At 49.9% G+C, this 24,438-nt stretch carries 24 protein-coding genes; 11 read left to right on the top strand and 13 right to left on the bottom strand.

Annotation, left to right across the window (positions count from 1 at the left end; genetic code table 11):
* Positions 1-192 precede the first annotated feature (192 nt).
* The gene (locus AC1S52_RS02140) at positions 193-519 is read left to right on the top strand and encodes a helix-turn-helix domain-containing protein (protein ID WP_482027397.1); all 327 of its coding nucleotides are present in this window, start codon (positions 193-195) and stop codon (positions 517-519) included.
* The gene (locus AC1S52_RS02135; protein ID WP_482027396.1) at positions 447-761 is read left to right on the top strand and encodes a transposase family protein; all 315 of its coding nucleotides are present in this window, start codon (positions 447-449) and stop codon (positions 759-761) included. Before AC1S52_RS02140 ends, AC1S52_RS02135 begins: the two co-directional genes overlap by 73 nt.
* 484 nt (positions 762-1,245) lie before the next feature.
* Here AC1S52_RS02135 and AC1S52_RS02130 read toward each other — a convergent pair whose 3' ends face one another.
* From AC1S52_RS02130 to AC1S52_RS02115, 4 genes are all read right to left on the bottom strand, one after another.
* Positions 1,246-1,416, bottom strand: coding sequence for a hypothetical protein (locus AC1S52_RS02130; RefSeq protein ID WP_482027395.1), 171 nt, complete (start codon positions 1,414-1,416; stop codon positions 1,246-1,248).
* A gap of 131 nt (positions 1,417-1,547) precedes the next feature.
* On the bottom strand, positions 1,548-2,633 hold the full coding sequence (locus AC1S52_RS02125; RefSeq protein WP_482027394.1) for a PstS family phosphate ABC transporter substrate-binding protein: 1,086 nt from the start codon (positions 2,631-2,633) through the stop codon (positions 1,548-1,550).
* Positions 2,634-2,786: 153 nt separating this feature from the next.
* Positions 2,787-4,262 (bottom strand): protein kinase domain-containing protein, encoded by a 1,476-nt coding sequence (locus tag AC1S52_RS02120; RefSeq protein WP_482027393.1) that lies wholly within the window; start codon positions 4,260-4,262, stop codon positions 2,787-2,789.
* 117 nt (positions 4,263-4,379) lie between these two features.
* Positions 4,380-5,405 (bottom strand): LysR substrate-binding domain-containing protein, encoded by a 1,026-nt coding sequence (locus tag AC1S52_RS02115; RefSeq protein ID WP_482027392.1) that lies wholly within the window; start codon positions 5,403-5,405, stop codon positions 4,380-4,382.
* Between the two features lie 185 nt (positions 5,406-5,590).
* On the opposite strand from AC1S52_RS02115, the gene AC1S52_RS02110 reads away from it, so the two are divergent.
* A complete protein-coding gene (locus tag AC1S52_RS02110; RefSeq protein ID WP_482027391.1) occupies positions 5,591-6,499 on the top strand; it encodes a roadblock/LC7 domain-containing protein in 909 nt (302 codons plus the stop codon).
* Between the two features lie 121 nt (positions 6,500-6,620).
* Entirely contained in the window at positions 6,621-7,106 is a 486-nt protein-coding gene (locus AC1S52_RS02105) for a 2Fe-2S iron-sulfur cluster-binding protein (protein ID WP_482027390.1), read from the top strand.
* A gap of 114 nt (positions 7,107-7,220) precedes the next feature.
* On the opposite strand, the gene AC1S52_RS02100 is transcribed toward AC1S52_RS02105, so the two are convergent.
* Positions 7,221-9,059, bottom strand: coding sequence for an ABC transporter ATP-binding protein (locus AC1S52_RS02100; protein WP_482027389.1), 1,839 nt, complete (start codon positions 9,057-9,059; stop codon positions 7,221-7,223).
* A 277-nt stretch (positions 9,060-9,336) separates the two neighbouring features.
* On the opposite strand from AC1S52_RS02100, the gene AC1S52_RS02095 reads away from it, so the two are divergent.
* Entirely contained in the window at positions 9,337-10,842 is a 1,506-nt protein-coding gene (locus tag AC1S52_RS02095) for a site-2 protease family protein (protein ID WP_482027388.1), read from the top strand.
* 98 nt (positions 10,843-10,940) lie between these two features.
* A complete protein-coding gene (locus tag AC1S52_RS02090; protein ID WP_482027387.1) occupies positions 10,941-11,612 on the top strand; it encodes a HEAT repeat domain-containing protein in 672 nt (223 codons plus the stop codon).
* Positions 11,613-11,720: 108 nt separating this feature from the next.
* Here AC1S52_RS02090 and AC1S52_RS02085 read toward each other — a convergent pair whose 3' ends face one another.
* Complete coding sequence (locus tag AC1S52_RS02085; protein ID WP_482027386.1) at positions 11,721-12,308, bottom strand: GIY-YIG nuclease family protein; 588 nt, start codon at positions 12,306-12,308, stop codon at positions 11,721-11,723.
* Positions 12,309-12,536: 228 nt separating this feature from the next.
* Here AC1S52_RS02085 and AC1S52_RS02080 point away from each other — a divergent pair, with 228 nt between their 5' ends.
* Positions 12,537-13,022, top strand: coding sequence for an anthrone oxygenase family protein (locus tag AC1S52_RS02080; protein ID WP_482027385.1), 486 nt, complete (start codon positions 12,537-12,539; stop codon positions 13,020-13,022).
* A 620-nt stretch (positions 13,023-13,642) separates the two neighbouring features.
* Positions 13,643-14,428: an HAD family hydrolase gene (locus AC1S52_RS02075; protein WP_482027384.1), complete on the top strand. Its 786-nt coding sequence runs from the start codon at positions 13,643-13,645 to the stop codon at positions 14,426-14,428.
* Positions 14,429-14,494: 66 nt separating this feature from the next.
* Here the strand turns inward: AC1S52_RS02075 and AC1S52_RS02070 are convergent, their stop codons facing one another.
* Positions 14,495-15,304: a glycosyltransferase family 2 protein gene (locus AC1S52_RS02070; RefSeq protein WP_482027383.1), complete on the bottom strand. Its 810-nt coding sequence runs from the start codon at positions 15,302-15,304 to the stop codon at positions 14,495-14,497.
* A gap of 418 nt (positions 15,305-15,722) precedes the next feature.
* Here AC1S52_RS02070 and phoU point away from each other — a divergent pair, with 418 nt between their 5' ends.
* Positions 15,723-16,379 carry a phosphate signaling complex protein PhoU gene (gene phoU / locus AC1S52_RS02065; RefSeq protein ID WP_482027382.1) on the top strand — a complete coding sequence of 219 codons (657 nt, stop codon included), beginning with the start codon at positions 15,723-15,725 and terminating at the stop codon, positions 16,377-16,379.
* Between the two features lie 126 nt (positions 16,380-16,505).
* Here the strand turns inward: phoU and hflX are convergent, their stop codons facing one another.
* Positions 16,506-17,894, bottom strand: coding sequence for a GTPase HflX (gene hflX / locus AC1S52_RS02060; protein ID WP_482027381.1), 1,389 nt, complete (start codon positions 17,892-17,894; stop codon positions 16,506-16,508).
* Between the two features lie 525 nt (positions 17,895-18,419).
* Here hflX and AC1S52_RS02055 point away from each other — a divergent pair.
* Positions 18,420-18,854 carry a hypothetical protein gene (locus AC1S52_RS02055; RefSeq protein ID WP_482027380.1) on the top strand — a complete coding sequence of 145 codons (435 nt, stop codon included), beginning with the start codon at positions 18,420-18,422 and terminating at the stop codon, positions 18,852-18,854.
* 244 nt (positions 18,855-19,098) lie between these two features.
* Here AC1S52_RS02055 and AC1S52_RS02050 read toward each other — a convergent pair whose 3' ends face one another.
* The 3 genes from AC1S52_RS02050 to upp all read right to left on the bottom strand — a co-directional run bounded on the left by AC1S52_RS02050 (position 19,099) and on the right by upp (position 20,653).
* Positions 19,099-19,389: a YggT family protein gene (locus tag AC1S52_RS02050; protein ID WP_482027379.1), complete on the bottom strand. Its 291-nt coding sequence runs from the start codon at positions 19,387-19,389 to the stop codon at positions 19,099-19,101.
* A 127-nt stretch (positions 19,390-19,516) separates the two neighbouring features.
* Positions 19,517-19,888: a ssl2009 family thylakoid membrane protein gene (locus AC1S52_RS02045; protein WP_482027378.1), complete on the bottom strand. Its 372-nt coding sequence runs from the start codon at positions 19,886-19,888 to the stop codon at positions 19,517-19,519.
* A 114-nt stretch (positions 19,889-20,002) separates the two neighbouring features.
* Positions 20,003-20,653, bottom strand: coding sequence for a uracil phosphoribosyltransferase (upp, locus tag AC1S52_RS02040; protein ID WP_482027377.1), 651 nt, complete (start codon positions 20,651-20,653; stop codon positions 20,003-20,005).
* Positions 20,654-21,012: 359 nt separating this feature from the next.
* Between upp and crtH the strand changes: the two genes are divergently transcribed.
* Positions 21,013-22,596 carry a carotenoid isomerase gene (crtH, locus tag AC1S52_RS02035; RefSeq protein ID WP_482027376.1) on the top strand — a complete coding sequence of 528 codons (1,584 nt, stop codon included), beginning with the start codon at positions 21,013-21,015 and terminating at the stop codon, positions 22,594-22,596.
* A gap of 123 nt (positions 22,597-22,719) precedes the next feature.
* On the opposite strand, the gene AC1S52_RS02030 is transcribed toward crtH, so the two are convergent.
* Both AC1S52_RS02030 and fmdA read right to left on the bottom strand, forming a co-directional pair.
* The gene (locus AC1S52_RS02030) at positions 22,720-22,983 is read right to left on the bottom strand and encodes an FmdB family zinc ribbon protein (protein WP_482027375.1); all 264 of its coding nucleotides are present in this window, start codon (positions 22,981-22,983) and stop codon (positions 22,720-22,722) included.
* A gap of 93 nt (positions 22,984-23,076) precedes the next feature.
* A complete protein-coding gene (gene fmdA / locus AC1S52_RS02025) occupies positions 23,077-24,282 on the bottom strand; it encodes a formamidase (RefSeq protein WP_482027374.1) in 1,206 nt (401 codons plus the stop codon).
* Between the last annotated feature and the right edge of the window lie 156 nt (positions 24,283-24,438).

Below are 24,438 nucleotides of genomic sequence, written 5' to 3'. Positions count from 1 at the left end.
CCGATAAGTCCTATTATCTCTAGCTGAGTATTGTTCAGACAATTGTGTGGACAGAATCTCTGAAAGAGTTTCCTGAAGCGTAGTTAAGTGTTTAAAAAAGATAAGCCATCAAAAAGCCTTCTGCCAAATTGGATGTCGCTTTTCCTGCTGCTGTGGTAAATTACTATCACTAAATAGTACTAGAGTACTTACATGCTGGACTCCTCCACTCAAAGTACCCCATTGCCAACTGATTCTACTGCTGCTCTGCTGCAAAAGACTGAGCCGACTGAACCAACAGAATCCGGCACTATTATCAGCGAAATTCCTGCCGAGGCTCAACTCAAGTTAGAGGTCATCCAAACTCTGATTGAACCGTGCGATCGCACCAGTTACGGAGAAAAACTGAGGGATGCCGCCGAAAAATTAGGTATCTCGGTGCGATCGGTGCAGCGATTGGTCAAACGGTGGGACTTCAAAAGATTCCAGACTTCCGGTCTAAACCCGACTATCCCCTTTGGGTCGTATTGCTGCTGGTGATTATGGGAACCATGAGCGGGGACTCAGGCTATCGTCCTTTGGCTGAGTTTGTCAGTCGTCATCAAGCGGAACTGATAGAACTCCTCCAGTTGTCCTCCAAACGACTCCCCAGTTTCTCGACCATCCGCCACATCATGGTTCGGGTTAACTTTGTCGTCTTTGCGGCGGACTTGAATGCGTGGGTCCAGGAGGAATTCGGGCAGTTGACAGTTAGTCCACGCTCAGATGGCGACAGACGCTAAAGGCATCAAAGTCAGTGTGCACGATTACGACCAGTCCTTTCAAGACGTTGTCGCCTTAGTCTAACGACTATCTGATTGCGGTCAAAGGGAACCAACCCAAGTTATTGGAATCTCTCAAGACTCCGTTTGAGCAACAGGCGGCTCACCGTGTACACGACTCGTTCGAGCGCAGTCATGGTCGGACGGTTGAACGACGGGTGAGGGTCTTGGATACGGTGGCGGCGATTGCCCCACACTGGACGGGGTGCAACGGATCCTCCAAGTCAAACGATGGGGCACCCGATGCAATAAACCCTTTCGCGAAACAGTGTTTTACATCAGTTCCTTAACCCTTGATGCGGCGGGTTTTGCCGAGCGGATTGGGCACCACTAGCACATTGAAAATCGGTTGCATTGGGTTAAAGATGTCGTGCTCAAAGAAGACCACACGCCGGTGTGTGATGCAATGCCTTGGTCAATTTTGCCATTGTCCGAATGATCGTCGTCAATCTGTTTTGGCAACCCGGTGGATGACTCGATTACTCAAGTCATCCACCGGGTTGCCCATGATATCCTCGCCTTTTTTCCTTCTTTCAATAGATCCCTGCCCAAGATTGGGGGACTGGGGGGAAGTCCCCCAGAGCCAGTTTCTAACGAAGCCAAGATCTGTATACACCGTAGGGAGATGGGGAGATGGGGAGATGGCTTATGCAAGGGGAAACGACTGTAATGGCAATTCCCTGTCCTGCCCCGGTTGCCCTTTAAGCCTCTACTCCATTGCTGGGTCCAGATTACTGCCAGCCTGAACTACCGAATTTTGACGAAACCCGCTTTGGCGATCGCCTCCTGCCCCTCATTGGTCAGTAACAGATTGGCGTAGGCTTCCCCTGCCTGCTCTTCAACTCGACCATTCTGTTTCACCACGACATAAAAGTTCCGGGTCAGTGGATATTGCCCATTTTGAAACCCGGCAATATTCAATTGGTTCCGTTGGGCAGGGCATTGATTGGGAGTGATCAGGGGTTCCAGATAAGGGGCGACAAATGCCCCCGATTGACGACCAATCGGCAAAGGCTTGATGGTACATTGGGGAACCACTTCTGGGGCAGAGGCGAAATAAATCCCGCCAGGACTTTTTGCCAGTTCCCGTAAAGCTTCCGTCGTTGTTGAAACGATGCGGACATTACCTCCAAACCGCCCACCGCCCAGAACTTCTTCAACAAACAGTTCAATCGTGCCGCCAGCGGCAACTGGACGAGAAAATGGCTGGATTGGTAGATTGGGACCGCCGACTGACTGCCAGTTCGTAATTTGACCGAGATAAATCCTCTTTAACTGGTCAACCGTGATACCCGGAACGTTAAGGTTGGGGTTAACAGCCACCGCCAGCCCATCGATCGCCACGGGAATTTGCTTCAATCGATTGCCACGCTGCTCTGCCTGCTGAAACTCCTGATCAGAAACTGGGCGAGAAGACTGGGCGATCGCTAACTGGTCTCGAATCAGCATCCGAATGCCTGTTCCCGAACCGGGCGCACTACCCACCGGGTCAACATAGCGCAAGCGAAACTCTGAACGGGCTGCCTGAAGCATGGAATCTGCTGCTAACCGAATCGGTGCCCAGGATGTGCTGCCACCATAGTTAAATATCCCAGACGGAACGTTTTGCACCTCCGAGAATAGGTTCGTTCCTGACTGATTTGCCCCTGGTTGGCGGTTGTTGGGGACATCTGATTGACTATCACCGTTAGGACCGGGGGACGCTATTTGAGGCTGTGAATTACCTATCTGAATGCCCGATCGCTGAGTTAACCACCAAAACCCGGCACCAACCAATACAGCGGTAACTAGAAATGCCCCAATCAGAGCTGTGGTGTCATTTTTCTGAGACATGGGTGGGGTGAAGGATAAAAGGTGAAGGATGAAGAGTAAATGAGCCTTCTTTGAGCCTTCTTTGCTCTTAGGAATGAGAATTAAATAACGTCGGCTTGTGTTTTGGGTTAAAGGATGAAACCCAACTTATGCAAGTTAACTGATCCACGATCCTTAGAGAAAAGTTGAGAGTAGTTTGTAAATCAACCGGAACAGGGTCGTAACAGAAATCAACAGCAGTCCTGCCAGTCCTGCAACTAGCAACACTGCCATCCGAGGATTTCCCGCACTTGCCAGGGCAACAATCTGATGGAGTTGGGGAAAAAATAGGACGACTGCTACAGTTACCCCCGTCAGAATGACCAGATCCATACCCTCAATGACCCGCCGGAATTGGAGTACCACCAACCCTGCCAGCAACAGCAGCCAGAAGCCAGCAGAGAGAAAGGACGTGCCTAGCAGACTGATGAGGGCGATCGCCAGCAGCCCCCCCTCAAATCCCGTAAATGCGGCTCCCCCCAGTAACTCCAGGGTTGAGAAGGGTGGCACCTGAGGACGCTGCCGTACTGGTTTAGCAGAGGGTGGGGCAGGGGTAATCGATTGGGCAGTCGGTTGGGCAGGTAGCGCGGTGGGGGGGGCTGGAGTCGGAGTCGGCTGCCCTCTTCCAGTTCTGGCAGGGGCAACAGGCGGACTAATTGGGGAAATGGGTTGCTTAAGTGCCTCTATTACCTCTGCCGCCGAGTGAAACCGTTCACTGGGGGTGGGTAGCAACATCCGATCCAGCACATCTGCCAGGGGATTGCCCACCTGGGGAGCAAAATTTCGCCATTGCCAGGTATTGCTGTAGGACTCATGCAAATCTTCGGGCAGTTTGCCCGTCAGCAGCATGATGCAAGTGACGGCTAAAGCATAGAGATCCGTTGAAGGATAGACCCGACTGCCCGAAACTTGCTCCGGTGGAGCAAACCCCTGGGAGTAAATCCCAGTTGATTTCGCTGTCCCAACTTTGGTTGCCTGTTTCACTGCCCCAAAGTCCAGCAGGTAAAGCAGCCCATTGCGATGGCGCATGATGTTGGAGGGCTTGATGTCACGGTGGATAAAGCCATTCTCATGGACGAAGGTTAAGACTGGTAAAATTCCCTGGAGCAATTCCATCACTTCCTGGTCAGAAAAGGTACCCTTCTGAACCATTTCTTCTTCCATCGTTTGCCCATCGATAAACTCCTGTGCCAGATAGAAAAATTCAGTCTGCTTACCTGAATGGGCACCGGGCACCACCAGCTCAAAAACCGCATAGGAATCTGGAATTTGGGGGTGGGCGTTCCCCAGTTCCTCCAATGCTTTGCCTTCCCGCTCAAATAACTCTTGGGCAACCTGAAGCTGACCCGGACTGAGGTTCCCAGAAGGCTGAAACTGCTTCAGAACACACTGACGCAGGCTGGAGGTGTGGCGATCGCGGGCCAGAAATGCCGCCCCAAACCCTCCCTGTCCCAACAGCTTTTGGGGCAGATAATGTCCCGCCAGAATTAGCGGCATCCCACAGGTCATGCAGTATTTCTGCGGAACTGTCCTCAAAACTGCTGGATCGTCCAGGTCAGAAAAGAAGTTAACGGGTTTGGGACAACCCGGACGGGTGCAGTAAAGATCCATAGAAATAGTCAGTAGTCAGTGGTTACTAGATACGAGTGAGAAGTAAAAGCACCATTCCCCCAAAACTCACAACTCTTAACTCTCAACTCTTAACTCCTTCCCTCATTCCCTACCACCCTAATCAATTTCCGGCATGACCAAACGATGGTTAACCGGATTTGAGGCAACAGGCTTCGGCGTTTCAACGTGACTGGTAGGTTCATACCTTTGGGAGTCAACCGTATAGGAGGCAAACTTGGGCAAAATATCTTTACAAAAAGCCTCGGCTGCTTTGGATCGATAGCGATTCGGATTGATGATGACAGACAGCATGCGCTTAACCACGACCTCATCTATCTTTGCCCGGTGTAAAACCCCCATCTGAAGTTCTTTCTCAATCGCTGTTGTGGAGACAAACGCCGCTCCCAGCCCCGACTGCACTGCATTTTTAATTGCCTCAATTGAGTTCAACTCCATCTCAATCCGCAGGCGACGGGTTTCAATGCCGCAGCGTGCCAGCACCTGGTCAATCACTTTGCGGATGGTGGATTGGGAATCCAGAGCAATGAACTGAAGCTTATACAGATCATCCTTTTGAACCGTTTCAACCTTTGCCAGCGGGTGAAACACCGGAAGAATCAATGCTAGTTCATCTTCAGCATAGGGAATAATTTCTAAAGAGTCCTGAAGTTCTGGGGAAACTTCACCCCCAATAATGGCTAGGTCGATCTGTCCATTTGCTACACTCCAGGAGGTGCGGCGGGTTGAATGAACGTGCAACTGCACGGCAACATCAGGGTATTTTTGGCGAAACAAGCCAATCATGCGGGGAAGCAGGTAAGTTCCGGTCGTTTGACTGGCTCCAATAATCAGGGTGCCGCCCTGGAGATTTTGCAAATCTTCAATCGCACGACAAGTTTCCTGGCAAAGGGTTAATATTTTCTCTCCATAGTTCAGAAGCAGGTGTCCCGCTTCTGTAAGCTGTGCCCGCCTGCCTCCTCGGTCAAACAATGGAACATCCAACTGGCGCTCCAGGTTTTGAACTTGTAAACTAACAGCGGGTTGTGAAACGTATAGACTGTCGGCAGCCCGTTTAAAGCTCCCCTCGGCAGCGATCGCCTTGAGAATTCTTAATTGATCCAGAGTAAAAGGAAGGTCAGACATACTGCTAAAGCCAAAAAGATAGAAGGAGCCGAAGCGTAATCACCTGCTGAAGAGGGGCTAAATTGAGAATTAGATTGTTAAAGCAGAATTGGCACTTTTAAGACAAGAAACGTAACAAAATAATCCGTTCAGTCTCCAGCAATGTTTTGTGGCATGTATTGTATTGAAACGTAAATTAAAGAACTATGAAACGGGAGGTTATTCAGGACTTTCTGAATTTACCAGGAATTGCAGGTATTGCCTTAATGGATGGGCGGTCTCGTCCCTATTTTTGTGGGGTTGATCAGACCCTCAATTTTCAGCAGAAAGAAGCGCTTGCCCAGGGCATTCTACGGGTGGTTGAAACAATTCCGGATGGGTTCGAGACCTTTGAGTTTCACTTCACAGGGCATCAGGTTTACATTTATAGACTGGAGCACGGAATAATCCTATTGGTTTTGACCCAAACCGATCTCGTTTATCCAGACTATCTAAGAACCATTAAAAACCTAAAAGCAGTCCTCAAAGAAGATATTAGCAATGCGATCGCAACTTTCCGATTAATGGCAGGGAACATTACCCTGTCTGGGGTCAACTACCGTAAAGCGACTTCTACCAGTTCTACTAGTTCAGGCACTACGACTAGCTCAGGCACTACGACTGGCTCCAGAGTCATCCCAACTACCCAAACCCAATTCTTCCCTGCCTCCTCTGTCCCCCCGGACCCCCCTGCCTCCGGATCTTCCACTCCCACCACTCCCCCAACGTCCTCAACAGACAGTCCCACCCTCAAAGCTCTCCTCGCTGCCTTAAACCATCTCAGCCAATTCACAATCGAGTACCTGGGCACCCACGTCATTGTGAATTATTGGAAATCTTCTCGGCCCAAGTACGACTGGCTCAACCGCTTTGAAATCGACCGTTCTGCTCAGTTCACCTTCTCAGGATCATCTCAGGAGGCACAAAATAGCCTCAGCGCAGAGGAACACCAATGGATTCGGGAATGGGTAGCGGCATTTACCAAGCGTTGCTCCCAGGTGATCCGGGATTTCCCCAGCCTGGTTGAGCAAAAGGCACTCGACGAGGAACAAAAGGCGATGTTATTGAATCGCTAGTACGTGCCTCATCTTGGGCAATCTCGATATTAGTAGAAGCTTAGTCGCCTGAAGGCTCTAGGAAATCTCGTCTCTCTCCCTTTCCCTCTCCCTCCCAATCCCCGCTTATCAGGAGAATCGAATGGCTAAAATTGTCAGACTTGAGCCGATCGCCCAGGAAACTTCTGTGGAGACGAATGGCAATCTTCTTTCGGTACTGATCAACAAAGATCTGGATGTGCTGAAAGAGTGTGGTGGCAGGGGAATGTGTGCGACCTGTCACGTTTATGTGAAAGACGGCATGGAAGCCCTCTCTGCCATCAACCGTCGCGAACAGCGGACTCTGGAAGTGATCACCTCTTGTAAGCCAAATTCGCGCCTTGCCTGTCAGGCTCGCGTGTTAAAGAATGGCGTGGTGGTAGAACTGCCGCCCGGTATGTATATCAACTCCTTAAAGGATATTGAAGCGCTGATTGGCAGACGGGCTGAACAAGATCTGCTTCACCCGCTGACAGGTCAGGTGTTAGTCGAAACAGGCAAGCTAATCACCCGTTCCACCCTGAAGCAGATTGAAGACACCACCAGCTTCAGCGTCGGGGCATATTTTTCCCATTCCAGCGATGTTTAATGATTTCCCTCCCTTCCCCTTTCCCTCCCTAGCAACCAACAACCAACAACTAACAACCCCCTCACCCAATCCTACGGGAACGCCGAAGGCGAAAACTTCTCACTCCTCACACCCTTACTGATACCCCGCCGCCTGAAGCGTAAACAGACGAGCATAGGTTTTACTCAGCTTCAGCAACTCTTCGTGGGTGCCCCACTCAACCACCTGTCCATCGTTCAAAACCAAAATCTGGTCTGCCATTCTTACGGTTGAGAAGCGATGGGAAATCAGAATTGCCATCTGGGTCTGAGTCATTGCTCGGAAGTGGTTGAAGACCTGGACTTCTGCTTCCGCATCCATAGCGGAGGTCGGCTCATCGAGTACTAGAAGGTCTGCGTTGGTGCGCATGAAGGCACGGGAAAGAGCAATTTTTTGCCACTGCCCCCCGGATAGTTCCCGTCCGTTTTTAAACCAGCGCCCCAGTTGGGTATGGTAGCCCTCCATCAGGGTTTCGATGAAGGGGTGGGCGGTTCCCTTTTCGGCGGCAACCTGCCAGCGGTGTTCTTCTTCGAGATGGTCTACATCACCGGAGCCAATGTTTTCACCGACGGTGAACTGATAGCGCACGAAGTTTTGGAAGATGACTCCAATCCGCCGTTGGAGTACTTCCATGTCCCATTCCCGCAGGTCCAACCCATCCAGCAGGATACAGCCGGAGTCGGGGTTATACAGACGGGTCAGTAGCTTGATCAGGGTTGTTTTACCAGAACCGTTTTCCCCCACGATCGCCAGTTTTTGTCCCGGCTTCAGGTGCAGAGAAACGTCTTTCAGGGCAGGCTTTGAACTGCCTGCATAGGTGAAGCTGACATGCTCAAAGCGCAACCCATCACCAGGTCGAGAACCCATGGTGGCGTAGCCAGAAGGCGCGGGAATCTCTTCTTCCAGAAACTCGTAAAGGTTGGAAAGGTAGAGGCTGTCCTCGTACATCCCACCGATCGCGCTGAGGAGGCTGGAGAAGGTGGTCTGTCCCTGGCGAAAGACGACCAGGTACATGGTCAGGTCACCCAGGGAGATGGTGCCCGCGATCGCCTCCAACACAATCCAGACATAGGCACCGTAAAATGCAGCGGTACTGAGTAACCCCAGCAGGTAGCTCCAGAAGCTACGGCGAATTGTGAGGTCGCGGTCTTCCCCATACAGACGCTCAAAAATTGCCCGGTAGCGCCTCAACAGCATGGGACCCAACTGGAACAGCTTCACCTCCATTGCCGTGCTTTCATTTGAGAGCAGCCATTCCAGGTAATTCTGCTGCCGCGTTTCAGGGGCACGCCAGCGAAACAGGCGGAATGCCTCGCCAGCGAAGCGGGTTTCGGCAATGAAGGCGGGGATCCCTGCCAGCATTAGAATTAAAACTGCTCCCAGGGAAAATTGCAGCAGCAAACCGCTCAAGGTAATCAGAGAGAGCGAGTCCTGAACCAACCCAAAGGTACGCCCCACCAGGCTTAGGGGACGATTGGAGGCTTCCCGCCGGGCCCGGGTCATCTTATCGTAAAACTCTGAGTCCTCGAAGTGCGCCATGTCGAGGGTGAGCGCCTTCTCCAGGATCAGCACATTGACTTTTTGAGCCAGCAGCGCCCGCAACAAGGACTGGCAAAGGGCAATGCCCTGTCTACTACCTGCCAGAAGAACCACAGCTACGGCTTCGAATGCCAAGTAACTGATTGCCAACCAGCGATCCTGTGCCAATCCTGACTGGGAGGCTTGTACCACGCTGTCTACAATCAGCTTTCCCAGGAAGGCGGTCACGGCTGGCAACAGTCCAGCCACCAGGGTGAGGGCGGCAAGGGCGATCGTCAGGGTGCGATCGGTGCTCCAGACCAGTTGCACTGCCCGTCCACAGTACTGATACATCGCAAGGGATTGACGCAGGCTACGCAGCCGCTGGCGTAGGGTATTTCGTTTGTGATTCGTCATATCTCCACAATAGCTTTCAAGAAAGGCTGTGCTTGGGGGGTGCCTCCGAACATTCCGGCATCTCTGAAGTACCTGATTCAGGTAGATTAGATCTAATGTCAACTTCCCTGGATAGCAGGTGTCAGGTGTTAGGGGGGAAAAGGATGATGGGGATTAGGATAAGGCTTTGCGTTTTTTAGATGGTCCTAACCCTGATGGCTACCGTTCTAAAGAAATAGAACGGTTTATTGGGCAGGCTGTGTTAATGTGACCCAGGTTGATTTCGGAAGGTTGGGGAATGATTACTGCAATCACTGTTTTGCTTGCATTGGGTTTCTTAGGCTGGGGGTTTTACCGTGCCAGACCGTTTGGCAAGTTGGGACTACTTGCCTGGTCGCAATCGGTTGTCTTAATGGCTCCCTGGATTCTGGCGTTTAGTCTAACAGCAGTCGGAATTTACCTGAATCTGGTTGCCGTACTGTTTATGTTTGTCCTGTCAACCGGGCTTTACATTTATCTGGGCAATCGGCTAAGAACCCTGAGTCAAGATGCTGCCTTATCTCGCCGATTTTCTGAAATCGCTAGTGCGCACCAGTCAAACCCCTCCGAAAGCCTGTCTCAGGAATCCCCTGGGGAAAAAGAGGCTGAAAATCAAGCTCCTAAGCCAGAAGTGCTGCTTGAGGAGGAGGTTGTTCCTATTCCAGCGGAAGACCTGCGATCAATTCAGGGCATCTTTGGGATTGATACCTTCTTTGCAACGGAAACGATTCCTTACCAGGAAGGGGCAATCTTTCGCGGCAACCTGCGGGGTGAACCGGAAGAAACTTACACCAAACTGTCAGCCAGTTTGAAGGAGCGGTTAGAAGAACGCTATCGCCTGTTTCTGGTTGAAGATCAAAGCAATAAGCCAGTGGTGATTGTGCTGCCGAGCAGTCGGGATCCTCAGCCCATGACGGTGTTTCAGAAAGTGATTGCCGGAGTGCTGCTGCTGGTGACCTTCGCTGCCAGTTTGGAAAGTGCCGGACTGATGCGTAATTTTGATTTCTTTAGCACTCCCGATCGATTTGTGGAAGTGTTACCCCTGGCTCTTGGGATTCTCAGCATTCTGGTAGTCCATGAAATAGGGCATTGGGTACTGGCACAACGCTACAACGTGCGCTTGAGCCTGCCATTTTTTATTCCGACCTGGCAAATTGGTTCTTTTGGTGCCCTGACCCGGTTTGAATCGTTGTTGCCGAATCGCACCGTTTTGTTTGATGTTGCTTTTGCCGGACCAGCAGCCGGGGGATTGCTTTCTTTAGGAATGCTGTTGACAGGTCTGGTGTTATCTCACCAGGGGAGTGTGTTTCAGCTACCAACTGAGTTTTTTAAGGGATCGATTTTAGTGGGAACGCTGGCACGACTGGTTTTGCGGGAATCCCTCCAACAACCCCTGGTGGATGTGCATCCACTGGTGATTTTGGGCTGGCTGGGGTTGGTGATTACAGCCCTCAACCTGATGCCAGCGGGGCAGTTGGATGGTGGACGCATTGTGCAGGCTATATATGGGCGTAAGGTGGCAGGACGGACTACTATCGGCACGATAATTGTGTTGGGGCTGTTTGCCATCTTTAATCCCCTGGCGTTGTATTGGGCGATCGTCGTGCTGTTTTTACAACGCGAATTGGAGCGTCCCACTTTGAATGACCTGACGGAACCGGATGATACCAGGGCAGGATTGGCTCTACTGGCGCTGTTTTTGACGATCGCCACTCTGTTACCCATTACCCCTGGTCTGGCAGGTCGTTTGGGAATTGGCTCTTAGGTGTTCGCACCAGGTACGGCTTTTCCCCCAGACACTTTGTGTGAACAAACGATTACTTTCCCTATAATCGAAGTAATCACAATATAAACTTTTGTAACGTGAATATCTCAGAATTAGAACAAATCTCGGCTCGGCTTGAAAGTAAGAGCATTCGCGATCGCATGTTGGCGCTGGTTGCCCTGAGAGATGTGTCGCCTACGGATGCGGTGCCATTGATTAAAAAGGTGCTCTACGATGAGAGCCTTCAGATCCGCTCAATGGCGATCTTTGCCCTGGGTATTAAGCCAACGGAGGAGTCTTTTCCCCTGCTGCTAAATTTGCTGGTGAACGATCAGGACTATGGAGCCAGAGCCGATGCCGCCGGGGCGATGGGCTATTTACAGGATCCCCGTGCCTTTGAGCCGCTAGTACGAGCTTTTTATGAAGATACGGACTGGCTAGTACGGTTTAGTGCAGCGGTTTCCCTGGGGAATTTGAAGGACCTGCGTGCCTATGATGTCTTGATCCAGGCGCTGGATAGTCAGGAGGTTGTACTACAACAGGCGGCGATCGCGGCTCTGGGAGAGATTAAAGCGGTAGAAGCGGTTGATCACATTCTGCGGTTTGCTCAGTCAGGGGATTGGTTAGTGCGCCAACGGCTGGCAGAGGCACTGGGCAATATGCCTACACCCAAGAGCATTTCGGCTCTGAAATATTTGAAAAAGGACAACCACCATCAGGTTGCGGAAGCCGCCAGGCTTGCCTTGCAACAACTGGGTGAAGGTGAATAGGTTTTCTCACTTTCCACCTGTAAAAGGGATTTTCATCCCTTATCCTTCATCCTTCTTACAGGTCATTGGTCATTGGTCACTTTCACTTCATCCTTTATCTTGCCCCCCTTACTTTCTGCCCGTAAAGGGGGTGCCCCAAAACTCCCAATTTTCCTTGTTAAAGGGCGATCGCCATTTGGCAATCAGGGCAGACTCTAGCCGCTGGCGATCGCGCGTCTTCACCGGAGCCTCTGCCCAAAACCCAATATTGACTGCTACTGGCAATCCATAGGGGCGATGCGCCGAAACGTAGTTCAAAATATATCGCTTGCAGTCGTGTTCCCCCTTCCAGCGCTGGTTTGATTTAACTGTTTCACCCACATACAACAGGATTGGCAGTTCCGTATCGATCACAAAATAAAGAGCGGAGACTCCTACATCACTTGCCTGCCAGCGCCAAAACTCTGCGTTTTGCTGCGGCAGAGCAAATGGGTTAATCTGATCTGCCATCTCCTCAACCGTGGGAACCAGGTCAAACAAAGTTCCCTGTTGATTGTTTTCACGAATATTTACTTGCTGTTGATACTCAAATAGGCGCTGTTTCCAGGTTTGTAAAGCATCCTGGCTAAGGTTCAGTTCCGGTTGCTTGCTGACGGTATAGCAACCCCGCAACTCTGCTGCGGAAAAAAGAGATTTCTGTTCACCGCTAATCGCCAAGTTCAATCTCCAACCTGAGGGCTTAAACCGAACCAGAATACCACGCCTTTTTGAAAGTGGCGCAGGGCTGCTAGGAGTTTTGAATGCGGAAAGAATGGTCTAAGCTAGGATAAAGTTGATGTTTAAAGAAATTGTGCTCAACCTACGGTGTACCGCTGCTAACTTCTAATGTGTTGCGACATCGGGATGAACAACCTCGCGTGATTTTCTCAGATCTTGGAGAGAGCCATGTCTTTAGTTCGGATCGCGCTTGACATTGCAATCATTTCAACAGGTCTTTTTACAGGGCTGTTACTGACCATGTTGTTTATCTTCCAGCCATTACTGAATCAATTGTCTGCAACAGAGTATGTTGAACTGATGCAGCGATTTTTAAAGGTGGCACGGCGATCGCCCCTCAATATCGCCCTGATGATTACCTCAATCCTTGCTCCTATTCCTGTATGGTTTGGTTTCTATCAATCTTCAAACTGGCTTGCATTTGGATTAGTATGCGTTGGAATAACCATCTTTTTCTTTGGCATGTTTTTGGTATCTCGCTTTTTCAATGAACCTCTGTACGATCGAATCTTAGGCTGGACAGCCAAAATTCCACCCGCAGATTGGCAAGCTGTACGACAGCAATGGTATGTTCTTAATTTAATTCGTGTATGGGCTTCAGGCACCGCATTTATTCTCTTTCTGACTACCCTCAGCGTCTGCGTCTTCCCTTAAATATCGAGATACGGTTGAGGTTAGTCGAATATTTAACTTTTTCCATTTCATTAAGCTGTTCTTCTACGCAAGAATTAAGCGATCTAGAATCGCATTACGTCATCAGTGCAGCATAAAAAATTGCTGTACCGGAACGGCTCGTAGATTATCTGTTGAGCTGCAAAAGTTATGCCCTTCTGCTGAGATTAGTCGTTATCTAGTTTCAGCCATTTCATATTTGAACTCAACAGAAATTTGAAACTTATGACTCAGCTTTATTTTAAGTATTTGAATCAGACGTTCCGAATGTCTAGTATTCTGCGGCGTAAGTTCGGCAACCATTCCAAGTGTGTTAGGTGTCAGGTGCAGGAACGGTAGCTCTATTCCCGCCAAGCTTTACTAGTCTAATGACCTCTTCAATGATTGAACCGCCTACAATGCCTTTAATTCACCAGGTAACATTAACAGATGATATGCTTCCTGCGGCTGATTTATCTACATTCTAATTCGCTGCCGCATGGGACAGCGTAGTAGTAGTGGATCTTTACTCTCAACTCTTCACTCCTCTGATGGTCGGATACCCGATACCCTGTCCCCATCTACCTGCGGTAAGGTATTACCAATGTTGACAAACTACAACGATGTCTGCAAGCTCCCCTAGTGTTCTGGCACTCGACTTTGATGGTGTTCTCTGTGATGGGCTGAAGGAGTATTTTCAAACTGCCTGGAGTGCCTACTGTGAATTGTGGCAACTGGGTGAGCAACTACCGCCTGAGGGCATTGCAGAAAGGTTTTACCGATTGCGTCCGGTGGTGGAGACGGGATGGGAAATGCCGATTGTTTTGCGGGCGATTGAGTTAGGCATCTCCGATGATCAGGTCTTGCAGAACTGGGCCGCGATCGCCCAACAAATTGTGCAGAACGAGGGATTGGAGCCTGCCCGCCTATCAGCGAAAGTGGATGGGGTGCGCGATCGCTGGATTGCTGCCAATCTGGATAGCTGGCTGGCAGAACACCGCTTTTACCCCGGGGTGATTGATCGGCTAAAAATTGCCCTCACGAGTCCGATACACACGGTCATTATTAGTACCAAGGAAAAGCGCTTTATTGAAACCCTGTTGCAGCAGCAGGGTGTAGATCTGGCGAATCTACAAATTTACGGCAAGGAAACCCAACGCCCTAAGCATCAGATCCTACGAGAGTTAAAGGCAGCTTACGGGATCGCTCAAACGTTCTGGTTTGTGGAAGATCGGCTCAAAACGCTGCAAGGCATTCAAAAGCAGGAGGACTTGAAAGAGGTGGTTTTGTTTTTGGCTGACTGGGGCTACAACACCCAGAGCGATCGCAGCATTGCCACCGGGGATTCCCTTATTCACTTGATAAATCTGAAACAGTTCAGTCAACCCTTTGTTGTGTGGTTGGAGTAAGGAGTAAAGGTAGATGGGTGATGAAGGAGTTATTAGCGTTGTTTCCTAGGGGGAAGAAAGCAGTTATTAGTCATTCTCAACTCCTAAATTTGACTCTTCACTCCTCACCCTCATCGCCTGTAAATAAGGAATCACTGGATCACCGAAAAGGGTTTGAATCAGAAAATTTGGCAGAATGAACTGAGGAAAGATTAACGAAATATTCAGTTCATGGATGATATGAAGCACCAATCCTTGTTCATCTCGCCAGGTAGCAACTTGACATCCCGCCTGCTTCATTTGTTGCACCAGGTTGTAATCCTCCCCAAAATCAGTCTCTTCAAAGCTTAAAGTTTCAAAAATAGTTTTCCTATATAGATAAGAAAATCCGAATCCCCATTGGGTTGCTTCTGCCCAAATTTCTTTCTCTTCATCCGGGATCAGCTCAGTGTAAATAACTTCTAAGTCATCTCCAGGAGAAACTTTATAGTGGCAGTTACCCACCTCGCGGGTATCCCAGTAAAAAAAGCCTCGCTGCTTTTGAGCATAGGCAAACCAGCCATCCAGGGTGACAAAATCGCGATCGCCTAACGCTTCTAAAGCCTTCTCAACATAACTTGGTGCATAGTAATCATCATCATCAAAGTGAACAATCACATCCCCTTTAGCCAACTGAATTAGTTGATTTCGTTTCTCTCCGATCGTTAGTTTTTGGCTGGAGTAAAGGTAGATAACGGTTTGATCCGGTAAGCCTTCAAAAAAGGGAGAGCTAGAGGGACTATCATCAAAAATCAACAGTTCCTTATCTGGGTAAGTTTGTGATTTAAAGCACTCATACAGATTCCGATGGCAGGCTTCTGGACGTAGATAAGTTGGCGTAATAATGCTGACTTTCATAAAGTACTTTATGGATGATGGTCAGGAATGGGAATGACAGCGATTTTCAAATGAGTAAACCACAATTGCGTGTGGATGGGTGGATGCGTGGATGAGTGGGTGTGTGGCTTGCTATTTAACTACACCTACCTACGGCTTGCCCATTATTACCTCTAGCTCAGAGATTATAAACTGGAGGCAGGCTTGTCTGACCAATCACCGGGTAACCGTGGCTATTCTGTCTCCCACGTTACAGGTTAGAGCAGGATTTCGTGGTAGCTGCCTCCATTTTTGAATATCGATAAATTTCGCTTAATCAAACGTTTCCACAAACCCTCTGTTAACCCAAAAATAGGTCGTTATACTTGTGATTATTTGAAGCCTGTTAACGTAATCCCACAGGTGGAAAGGTTAGCATATCAATCTGGTGAGTGCCTCATTGAACAAATCAAAGCAAACTACACGAACTCATTTTGAGCGCCAGCTCAAACGCATTCAGCAAGATGTTCTGCGGATGGGGGCATTGGTAGAAAACTCCTTTTTATTGGCGCGTCAAGCTTTATTTGAACGAGACTTGGAAGCTCCTGGGCAGATTGCGCTTCAAGATAAGCAAATTGATCACTTTTACCGTCAGATTGAGCAAGACTGTGTCAGTTTGATTGCTTTGCAAGCCCCAGTAGCACAAGATCTCCGCCTGTTGAGTGCCATTATGCAACTGGTGCGCGACTTGGAGCGGATCGGAGACTATGCAGAAGATTTAGGGGAGATTGCCGTTCGTCTGTTTCCCTACCCCATTCCACCTTATATGGGGCAAATGCTGATGATGTGCGATCGCTGTCGGGCAATGCTGGCAATGAGTCTGGTTGCTCTGTCCGATCTGGATGCTGAATCCGGGTTGGCAATTAAAATTCGGGATGATGCCGTTGATCTGGATTATGAAACCCTTTACAACGCATTAGCTCAACAGCGGGATGTCCCCGGTATAATCGAACCAACTGTGTTGATGGTCCTGGTCATTCGCCACATGGAACGGATGGCAGACCATGCCACGAATATTGGTAAACGGGTAGCCTACATTGTGACCGGGCAGAGGTAGAAGGGGGAATCAGGTGCTAATGCCTTACGAGAGTTAATGCTGCTCATCCTCAAACGAAATTGGTATGACAACTAACTAACAGTTAATAATCTACCTGTACCCCGTACCCGATACCCCCGTAACCCCTCAAGAAGACATTGCATAATCCACCAATTGACCCAACCGGAGCCGCAGAGTTTCTAACCCCAGGCGATCGCTGGCAGAAATAAAAACAGCCTGGGGATATTCTTCCTGGGCATGGGTAAGGCGGTTCCCATCTATCAGGTCAACCTTGTTAAAGGCAAGAAGAATCGGACCAGGGGCGATCGGCATCTCAGACAGAATTGCCATCACAGACTGAATCTGGTTTTTCCATGCCGGATGCGAAAGATCGACAACGTGCAACAAGGCATCTGCTTCCGTCACTTCCTCCAGAGTTGCCCGGAAGGCATCAACCAGGGAAGGGGGTAGTTCATGGATGAAGCCAACGGTATCGGTCAGCAGAATAGACTTCGGCTCCTGGGTTACCCCGTCTGGAATCATTAAGCGTCGGGTCGTCGGGTCGAGGGTTGCAAATAATTGGTCTGCGGTATAAACTTCCGCATTCGTCAGCACATTCAGCAGTGTCGATTTACCCGCATTCGTATAGCCCACCACCGCCACTGAAGGGACTTCCTGGTGCTGCCGTCGTTGTCGCAAACGGGCACGGTGCGCCTGTAACTGGTTCACTTCCTGTTGTAAGCGAGAAATGCGCCGCTGAATTGCCCGCCGCTCCGTTTCCAACTTCGTTTCCCCCGGACCTCTGGTTCCAATCCCTCCCCCTAAGCGTGACATTGCCCGCCCTCGCCCTGTCAGACGAGGCAGCATATACTCCAGTTGCGCCAGTTCTACCTGCAACTTTCCAGCTCCAGATTGTGCCCGTTGGGCAAAAATATCCAGAATCACCTCTGTCCGGTCAACCACCCGCGTTCCAATCTGACCTTCCAGATTTCTCACCTGAGCTGGGGACAGATCCCGGTCAAACACTACCAGATTTGCTCCAATCGTTTGTGTTGTGAGGGCAATTTCCTGTACTTTCCCTTCACCTACAACTGTTTGCGGATGGGGTCGGGGGCGGCGCTGCTGTAAGGTCTGCAATACCTCACCTCCGGCTGTTTGCACTAGACGTGCCAGTTCAGCCAGTCCATCCTGAAATTGCTGGGGTGTCTCTTTTGCGGTCATCAACCCAACGATCAAAACCTGGTCATGCTCTTGGTCAACCTGGCGGGCAATGTATTCCCGGCGAAACTCCTCTTCCAACCCCTCCACCAGGCGGAGAAAGTCCTGATTAGTTAGCACATCTAAACTTAGAGGCGGCGATACCGTCCAGGCAGTTTCAGAGTCGGGCAGAAGATGGGCTAGATAGGTCTCTTTAACATAGCCCGTTGCCCCCCCACCCCGACGCTCAAAACCACCCCCACTGAGGGTTAGTGCCACGAGTGCGTCTAACCGTTGGATCGCCATCGCCGTCAAAATCGATTCCGTGGGCGGCTCCAACTTTAGCTGAGTAGAAATACACCGAATGCCACTAAGACGCTCTGCTCCATAGCGTGGCAGCTCAACAGGCGGGATCTGCGTCTGACGGAGGGTCCCAACCCCGACCCGAATTACCTGACCTCGCCGGTTGACATAGACACAGATCGGTTGATGCAGGTCTGTGCTAATGGCAGCCAGTCGTTGGGCAAACTCGGGCGTAGTGAAGCGATCGCCCGGAAGCCGCTGATGATAGAGCCGCTGTAGCTGCTTAAGTTGGCTAGTTTTTAACCCCTGAAGGTTCCCGTAGACAGTCTCGATAAGCGAAATACCTCAAAATCACCTAACGCTATTTTAATCCTTTGGATGTAGGTTGGGGTGAAGGGGTGAAGCATGGAGAAGATTGAAATATGTTAAAAGCTTTGTTCTCCCTTGCCCCTCTGCCCCTCGGCTCTTCTGCTCCTCTCTCTGCCCCTCACTTCCTACCCCTTGCCCCCTCCATTCAGGTATCCTGAGTAGTCAAGGACTGGTTCTCTCACCACACAAACTATGAAGCTTCAAGCGTTTGCGATCGCACTAGTTACTGGTCTTCTCTGGCTCTTGACTAGCTGGTTTACACCGCCAGCTTGGGCACTGACCCAGGTCAGGCTATTTGATTTGGATTACCACGAATGCCCTCCGGAACTGGCTGAAGGCGCAGTCACGAGTGGCGGAGCTGCGATGGCTGCAAATTGTTTTATTGTGACGGGTAAAGCAGAGAACAAGTCTGGAAAACCCGTCGTCAATGCGGATATCTTTGGGCGGGTTTACGATGCCAACGACGATTCAGTCATGCAAAACCGTACCCGGTTGGGGGCTGTAGAGGAAATCCCTCCCGGTATCAGCGACTTTCAACTGAGAATTTCCGTTCCGGCCAACCAACCTACGCCCCTTCACTTAGAACAGTTCAAAGCGGCTGGATTCACCGGTATGGTTCGTCGGTAAACAGAGGAAAACTAGCCATAGGCTGATCACCCATTATGCGTTTATCAACCAGCAGCGAAATAGTTCCACGCTCAAAGAGGATGGTTGAAAGGTCGCTTTTTTATTCAGAGTGAAGCTAAAAGCAAAGAAGATTGCAAAGTTTCAGGCAAGACCGAGAAATGCTTACCCTGCATGATACTCCACTGGTTACTTCGTACCCTCTGGAAAGCGACCTAGAAACAGTTGACACTTTTCCGACCACCCTCTAATAGCTGGCATAGCCCAAACTCTGAATCAGCCGGCCCAGTAGCTGCAAAAGCATGATTGCCAGGATTGGGGAAAAGTCAATGCCCCCTAAAGGCGGAATAAAGGAGCGGAACATATCGAGGTAAGGATCCGTAATTTGCCGCAAGGCAGCAAATGGCTGGTCAAACCAGTTAATCGTAGGGAACCAGGTCAACAATACCCGAATGACTAGAAGAAATGTATAGATACCAATAAAAGTCCCAAGAGTTTTGATTACTAGTTCAATCGGAGAAAATACGGTATCAACCATAGCAGTATGTGTCCTTTCAGGGTGGAAATTACAGTGTTCAAACTCCAGTCTAGCGAAATTAAACACGCCTTCACGCTAACCAAATAGAGTGTACCACCTCCCAATTAGAGGCGATACAAATCTCAAATTACGGCTCTTTGAGGGTAGATGGCTCATTACTTTTTCCTGGTGTGCCGTTAACACCACCGAGTTTCTGGCGCACATCGTCGATCGCATCGTTTAATTGAGCAATCTTGTCTTCCAGTCCCCGACGGGCAGCCTCAATGTCTACCTGCTGTCCATTCTGTGCTTTAAGTAAGCTACCCGAAGTCGGATTACGCGATCGCTTCTTCGGCTTAGTCGGTCCTTCAATCGAGTCGGCATTCAAAGGCGGCTCATCTGACGAAACCAACTCACTTAGCTTGCCAGAGGCAACCAGTGCCCCTATCACACCGCCAACCACACCCCCGACCAGGGTGCCTAGCAAAAATCCACCGGCAAAATCATCTTGCTGACTCATTACTCACAACCATCTCAGTTGCACGGCAATAAACTGATGGTACAGTTTTCTATCTCAAGCTTAACGATTGTTGTTGAGACTGCCCACACAGTGTTAAGGCTTCAGATTAGCATCTCATGTGCCAAAGGTGCGATCGCCCGCATCTCCTAAACCGGGAACGATAAATCCCTGGCTATTTAATCCCTCATCAATTGCCGCTGTATAAATTGTCAGACTGGGATAAGCCACACTTAACTTTTGTAGCGCAGGTGGAGCCGTCACCACAGAAATAATTCTGACCAGCGACGGATCAACTCCTCGCCTGGTCAACTCCGCCAATGCTGCCAGACTGGTTCCCCCCGTTGCCAGCATCGGTTCAGTAATCAGTACTCGTGTTTGCGGATCAAACCGTTCCGGCAGTTTATTCAGATAGCAACTTGGCTCCAGGGTTTCCTCATCTCTAACAAAGCCAATATGGTAAATCGATGCCAACGGCAAAGCTGCATAGGCACCTTCTATCAATGCCAGTCCCGCCCGCAAGATAGGCATCACAGCCATCGGCACCTCCGGATCAACAAACGTAGCCGGACAGGGAGCCAGAGGCGTGTCTATGGTCGCTTCTCTGGTTGGCAGCCAATCCCGAATTGCCTCATAGGTCAGCCAGCGCCCCAATTCCGTCATTGCACTGCGAAATAGGGGAGAGGGTGTGGACACCTCACGAACCACCCCTAACCAGTGCTTAATCAGCGGATGGGGTGGGACATAGACACGCATTTGAAGAGTCATAGCTTGAGAAGAAAAGAACTCCAGGTCGCAAATCTGCCTCATCATACCCTCTTCCCGTAGCCCATTTATGTATGTGGTGGGACTCTATGGGGTGAGGGGTGAGGGGATAGTTGTTGGTTGTTGGTTATTAGTGAGGGGGAAGAAGGGGAGGGGGAAGTCAGTTAACTTTCAACTCTCAACTTTCAACTCCTACCAATTTATTGACAACTTATCTCAATAAGGCTACATTGATTTCAGTGTTCTCCTCTCTGAAGGATCGGCAGATGGGATTGGTCGGCTATCGATCAGTCCCTCTTTTTTTCCAATTCGGATTTTTTCCAATTCGGATCGCGCTCCGATACACTGAGGAAGTACTGTCGATGTCTTTGTTCATGTCCGTTGCACCGCATGTTGATCGGCAAAGTTTGAGTGCTAAAGCCTTAGAGGATGGATCCAACCAGTTGGCTGATCGTCAGGACTGGGATGTGATTGTGATTGGTTCAGGGATTGGAGGGCTGGTCACGGCAACCCAACTTGCGGCTAAGGGAGTCCGTGTGCTGGTGTTTGAACGTTATCTGATTCCAGGCGGAAGTGCAGGTTACTTTGAGCGGCAAGGCTATCGGTTCGATGTGGGGGCTTCCATGATCTTCGGGTTTGGTTCCCAGGGGACTACTAACTTGTTGACCCGTGCCCTGAAAGCCGTTAATGCCAGCCTGGAAACGATTCCCGATCCTGTGCAGATTCACTATCACCTGCCCAATGGACTGACCTTGAAAGTTCATCGAGAATATGAGAACTTCTTGCAAGAACTGACTTCGCTTTTTCCCCATGAACAGGTCGGGATTCGTCGCTTCTACGATGAATGCTGGAAAGTTTTCCGTTGCTTGAATGCAATGGATCTGCTGTCCCTGGAGGAACCTCGTTATCTAACTCGTGTCTTTTTTCAGCATCCCTTTGCCTGTCTGGGACTGGTTAAATACCTGCCCCAAAACGTTGGTGATATTGCCCGCCGCCACATTAGCGATCCGGATCTCCTGAAATTTATTGATATGGAGTGCTACTGTTGGTCGGTAGTTCCCGCCGATCTAACCCCCATGATTAATGCAGGGATGGTGTTTAGCGATCGCCACTATGGCGGCATCAACTACCCCAGGGGAGGGGTTGGTCAAATTGCTCAAAAGCTGGTTGAGGGACTAGAAAACTTTGGTGGGCGGATCCACTACAAAGCCAGAGTGACCCGCATTGTCCAGGAAAATGGGCGGGCTGTGGGTGTGCAACTGGCATCGGGCAAAATTTACCGGGCAAAGCGAGTTGTTTCTAATGCGACTCGCTGGGATACGTTTGAAAAGTTGATGTCCCCTGAGCAGATGCCCGCTGCCGAGCGCAAATGGCAACAGCGCTATCGAAAATCACCCAGTTTTCTCAGCCTGCATTTGGGGGTTAAGGCAGCAGCCCTACCAGATGGGACCGAGTGCCATCATATTTTGTTGGAAGATTGGGATCGCCTGGAAGCAGCCGAAGGAACCATCTTTGTTTCAATTCCTACCCTATTGGATCCCGATCTGGCTCCCCCCGGTCACCACATCATCCACACCTTTACTCCAAGCTGGATGGACGATTGGCAGGGGCTTTCTCCAACGGAGTACCAGAGCCGCAAGGCAGAAGCTGCCAACCGTTTGATTGCTCGGTTAGAAAAGATTTTTCCAGGACTATCTGACCATGTGGACTACCAGGAAGTGGGGACTCCCCGCACCCATCGTCGGTTCCTGGGACGGCAGGATGGCACCTATGGACCAATCCCTACTCGTAAGCTGATGGGTTTGTTAGGGATGCCCTTCAACCGGACTGCGATCGCAGGTCTATATTGTGTCGGAGATAGCACGTTTCCGGGACAGGGACTCAATGCGGTGGCGTTTTCTGGGTTTGCCTGTGCCCATCGAGTTGCCGTTGATCTTGGCTTCTAAGGAATTATCAGGCTCAGGTGTTGGGGATGACGTAGTTATATAGAAAGTTTCCGTGACCTCCCCGTAACATATTACGCGGCGGTCGAAGCCTTACTGAGCCACTTAACGGTTGCTCCAAAAGGGTTAATGGTTCAACATCCAGGGTCGTCCGCAGGACTGGCTCTGGAACTTCGGGGGTTTGGGTTCTGGCTCCCGTTTGACTAACTCCGGTTCTGAACGGATGCCCTGCCGGGGCAACCCATTTGATAGGTTAACCGCTGGGGCTGAAATCACCCGTTTACTCTGGTGTTGGCAGGTGGGACAGAATGCCGGATCACTGGATTGGGAAAGCGATCGCCATTCCTCAAACACCCCACAACTCTGACATTTAAATTCGTACAGTGGCATTTCTTTGCTTAAATTCTGTTGAGTTGCTGTTTACACTGAGCCATTGAACACTCTGTTGGGCTGGAACGTTCCAACGCCCTAACGGAATAGCTGTTATGTCGGCAGAATATCCATATCAAAAATTTCGGTTGGAATTGCTAGGGTACAGCAGGCATTGGGAATATCAACAATGCCACTGACTCTGCCTTCAACGGGAGCACAACTCAATAACAGGTATGCCTGCTCACCTGTAAAACCAAACTTTTTCAGATATTCGATCGCATTCAAACAGGCTCGCCGATAGGCAATGTGAACATCCATGTAGTACTGTTTGCCGGTAAACTCATCCACTGAGATGCCCTCAAACACTAGATATTCCGAGAATCGAGGTTCGACTGGACCCGGTTTGAAAATGGGATTCACCAGGCTATATTTCTCAACCCCACCCTTAATGATGTCTATGTGGAGATCAATATAGCCCGACATTTCGATCGCCCCACAAAAGGAAATCTCCCCATCCCCTTGAGAGAAGTGAATATCGCCCATCGACAACTTCGCTCCTTCCACATACACCGGGAAGTAAATCCGTGTCCCTTTTGACAGGTTTTTGATGTCGCAGTTACCGCCATGTTCACGCGGCGGCACAGTCCGGGCAGCTTCAGCGGCAACCCGGTCATAATCAGACTTGGGCAACGTTCCCAAAATCGCATTATTGGGGTTTGGTAACGCGGCTAAAACAGGTTTGTCGCCCGAAAGTCCTGTTCCATAGGTGCGTAAGTCAGGTGCCGTTGCAACTAATTCAGATTCCCGTTTATTCCAGGTTGCTAATAACTCATGGGAAGGCGCACAACCAATTAAACCAGGGTGAATAATGCCTGCAAATTTAACATTGGGAATGTGTCTGGAAGAGGTATAAATCCCCTGAAAATCCCAAATGGCTTTTGCAGCTTTGGGGAAGTGGTCGGTCAAAAAACCACCGCCATTTTCCTTCGCAAAGATTCCCGTAAAGCCCCACTCATCGCCTTGGAGTGCCCCAATGTCGAGCAGGTCAACGACCAGAATATCGCCCGGTTCAGCCCCGTTGACCCAGATTGGTCCACTCAACACATGAACAACGGTCAGATCCACATCTTGAATATCGGTTGGGTCGTCACTATTTTTGATTTGCCCATCCGTCCAGTCCTTACACTCAATCCGAAATACCTCACCCGGATTGACAGAAACAACGGCTGGAATATCAGGATGCCAGCGATTATGCCCTGGCAGTTCCTGCTGATCCATTGGCTTAGTCAGATCGACCTGAAAGAGTGTTTTTGGCATTCAATCACCCCTATTCCTATGAATGGCTATTCATAGGCTTGACGACGTTCTGACTCTAGTGTTTGAATATCCAGACAATCTGTAAGATCGACTACATCTTCACAGACCTTATTTAGTAGCCAGAAGGATTTTCCCAATCTGGCTTTTGGTTCCTGA

It is taken from the genome of Kovacikia sp. CALU 1929 (genome assembly GCF_056784235.1).
This window is presented reverse-complemented; position numbering and strand designations above follow the sequence as displayed.